Annotated in this window: 4 protein-coding genes; 3 read left to right on the top strand and 1 reads right to left on the bottom strand. The window is 42.3% G+C overall.

Annotated features, from left to right (window positions below; translation table 11 throughout):
• Positions 1–131: 131 nt before the first annotated feature.
• The 3 genes from RDS42_RS13640 to RDS42_RS13650 all read left to right on the top strand — a co-directional run bounded on the left by RDS42_RS13640 (position 132) and on the right by RDS42_RS13650 (position 1,919).
• Positions 132–689, top strand: a complete 558-nt coding sequence (locus RDS42_RS13640; RefSeq protein ID WP_308784134.1) for a TetR/AcrR family transcriptional regulator — start codon at positions 132–134, stop codon at positions 687–689.
• Position 690: 1 nt separating this feature from the next.
• Positions 691–897 carry a hypothetical protein gene (locus tag RDS42_RS13645; RefSeq protein ID WP_308784135.1) on the top strand — a complete coding sequence of 69 codons (207 nt, stop codon included), beginning with the start codon at positions 691–693 and terminating at the stop codon, positions 895–897.
• Positions 898–1,049: 152 nt separating this feature from the next.
• Entirely contained in the window at positions 1,050–1,919 is an 870-nt protein-coding gene (locus tag RDS42_RS13650; RefSeq protein ID WP_308784136.1) for a helix-turn-helix domain-containing protein, read from the top strand.
• 5 nt (positions 1,920–1,924) lie between these two features.
• On the opposite strand, the gene RDS42_RS13655 is transcribed toward RDS42_RS13650, so the two are convergent.
• Entirely contained in the window at positions 1,925–2,968 is a 1,044-nt protein-coding gene (locus tag RDS42_RS13655) for a uroporphyrinogen decarboxylase family protein (protein ID WP_308784137.1), read from the bottom strand.
• Positions 2,969–3,155: the final 187 nt, after the last annotated feature.

A 3,155-nucleotide genomic window follows, 5' to 3' on the forward strand; every position in this document is an offset into this window, starting at 1 on the left:
GCGGAAGAGGTGTGAAAACCCTTATAATATAAGAAAAGAAAGAGATACTGTCCACCAACAAAATAACAAAACAGACGGATAAACAACGGTTTGCAGAAAGTGTCGGATAAATAAAAAAACAGGAGGAGCTTATGGATATCAGAATAGAAAAAACGCAGCGGGCAATCAAAAATGCCTTTCTGGAACTGCGGGCAAAAAAGCCTCTGGAAAAGATCACTGTTAAGGAGCTGTGCGCGCTTGCCTGTGTGAATAAATCGACTTTTTACAGTCATTATGTGGATATTTTTGCCCTGTCAGATTATATGGAGTCAGAAACCATTACCTCAATTGTGAAAAATATCTCTGCACAGCAGCAGGATCCGTTTCAGAATCCGGAGATTTTTACCAGAAATCTGTATATGGCACTTCTTTCTAATAATTCTCTTATAAATATTCTGTTCTCAGGAAGAGAAAAAGCACGGCTGGGAGACTGCCTGGAAACAGAGATCAGGAAACTCATAGAGCTTAGATATCCGGAAAATCAGAATGATACAGAAAAAAATATTCTTTTGTCCTATTGCATCCAGGGTTCTTTTCATGCATATCTGAACCATAAAGATAAGGATCTGGAGGCTGTGATCCGGGTAAGCGAAAAAGTAGTGCAGGCGCTGAAACCTTTGTATCTGGAAAGTATATCAGGAGGTGGCTGAAGTGAAGCTGAGTATATGGATGATTGCAAATCAAATGACAGAGCTGGACGTGAAGCTGGAGATCCGGGAGGATGCGCCTGCTGTTTTGAACAGCGCCCGGCTTGCCTATGCTACAAACTGCGTTCATATATACCAGGAAAAAGATTATGTGGTCTGTGATGGGGAAGGTGACAGGATTTACATTTATGATATGGATATTCTTCTTTAAATGCGGTTAATATGATCAAATATACCGGCAGCAACAGTGAATTTTTTTCTCCGGGAAACATCAGTTATCTGTTCCCGCACAATAATCTCATAGCGTTGGAGGGAATCAGCTATTGCGTGTATGTAAATAACATAGTATGCGGAAGGATAAATTTGATTGCAAAAGAAAGAAAACTGAATCAGGGAGACGCACAGCTTCTGGAAAAATTCACAGATGTGCTCCAGGCGTATATGGGACTGTATACACTGAAAGATATGTCAGGAAGCATTAATAATGTTTTTCTTGATCTTATGCTGGACAGACCCTGTGACAAAGCAAAGCTTAAGATTCAGATGGACTATCAGGGCTGGACAGGAGATGAGACTTATTATGTGGCGCTGATCCGATTTGCGGATACAGGAGATCCTGAATATACATCCCGCCAGATGAACTCCCTTTTTCGGATGCTGATCCGTAATCTTACAGATATTTGTGTTAATATCAGGGATCATGAGCTGATTTTGCTTGCAGACAGAAATCTGGCAAAGGCCCAGGATTCCTGCCTGCTGCTTCGTAATCTTGTGATACATAATCCGGTTCAGATCGGATTCAGTCTGCCTGACTGCAGCGGGATTATGGAGCTGCCCAGATTTTATCGGCAGGCAGAATACGCTTTAGAAAGGAACGGGCATCTTCCAAAGCCAAAAGCTATTCAGTATTTTGAAAATATGGCTTCGGAATATCTTCTGACTGCATCAGCGCCCCTGGAAGATAAGGTCATGGCATGTATGCCTTCTGTGCTCAGGCTGTGGAGGGAACAACAGAAGGGAAGCGAGATGTTCCGCACTTTGTTTAGTTTTTTAAATAATGAGCGTTCCGTTACCCACACTTCTGAAGAACTATTCCTTCATCGGAATACCACTGTTTACCGGATCAAAAAAATACAGGAAAACCTGGAGCTTGACCTGGAAGACCCGGAGGTACGCAGTTACTGCTATATTTCCATGCTCTTTCTGAAAGCTTACGAGAACTGCAGATCATAAAAATATCAGAACATGATCTCATGGGGCATTCTCATTGCCTCCTGCTGTTCTGGAGTGAATCCGAAGCGTTCCTGGTTGATTTTATCGATTGCACTGGAAAGTGAAAGATAAACGCCTGGATACACAGATCCTGGGCCGCCCTGGGCAATACATGGGATGAAGCTGTGGATACCGCAGTCATCAACGATTTCTCTGACTACTTTTTCGCATTCTTCATCTGTCCAGCCCTCGTGGTCAACAAAGGCATTTTCAATCACACCCATAAAGCTGATCTTGCTGCCGTATTTTTTGATCAGCTCAGGTACATTATTGGTTTTCATGCAGCCCTGGTAAACGTCGATGCCCATTTCAATCATGTCTGGAACAAGTGTTGCAGCATAGCTGTCAGAATGATGCACAATGTAGTCTACGCCGTGGCTCTTGTAATAGCCGTAGATTTCTTTATAAGAATCAAGGAAATAATCTTCAAACATGGAAGGACTGAGGAAAGTACTGTCATGGCTGCCCCAGTCATCATGATGGAAGATCATGTCCGGATGGAGATTCTGACAGATTCCCTCTGCTAATTTCAGTTCCCATTCAGTCAGATGCTTGATCAGATCATGCATTTCATCTTCATAGTCGATATAGTAGTACAGAGCATTGACCATTTCACAGAGGTGATGGGACTGTTCAAAAAGCCCCGGGGCAACAAAAGCAGCTTTAAAGGCTTTTGAGCCGTCTACTGCATCGTAGATAGCTTTGCATTGATCCCACAGTTCGTCAGGAAAGTCAAGAGAAGGAGCTTTTACATAGTCTTTCCAGTTTTCAATATCTTTTACAACAATTTTATCCGGGGTATGTACAGGAAAGGAACCTGGAGTATTTTCCGGAAAACTGTTGGTGATGCCCCAGGCATTTACAACATTCAGCTGTCCTTTCTGCGGCTGGGGGCTGGTGAGCATAAATGGGTGCGGCAGCAGGCGGATGGCTTCATACTGGTTTACAAAACGATCCGGATTTCCGCCGGCCTTCATACATTCGATCATATTCTGTTTTGCTGTCAACATAGGATCAAACCTCCTTTATATTCCTTTTATTTTGGCAGATATTTTTGCCTGTAATAACATCATACTATTTGTATAGACAGAAAAATAGGTACGAGGTGAACAATTATGTGTAAAATACAAGGCGGTTATTTGTGTGCAGATGACAATTATAAAAAAGGACTGGTACTGATGTTATAATAATAGTATA

The sequence above is a fragment of the uncultured Blautia sp. genome (assembly GCF_902497045.1).
In the GTDB taxonomy this organism is placed as follows: domain Bacteria; phylum Bacillota; class Clostridia; order Lachnospirales; family Lachnospiraceae; genus Blautia_A.

Coding starts and splice junctions, on each gene's coding strand:
- RDS42_RS13655 (WP_308784137.1), bottom strand. CDS start 2,968: ATGTTGACAGCAAAACAGAATATGATCGAATGTATGAAGGCCGGCGGA.
- RDS42_RS13640 (WP_308784134.1), top strand. CDS start 132: ATGGATATCAGAATAGAAAAAACGCAGCGGGCAATCAAAAATGCCTTT.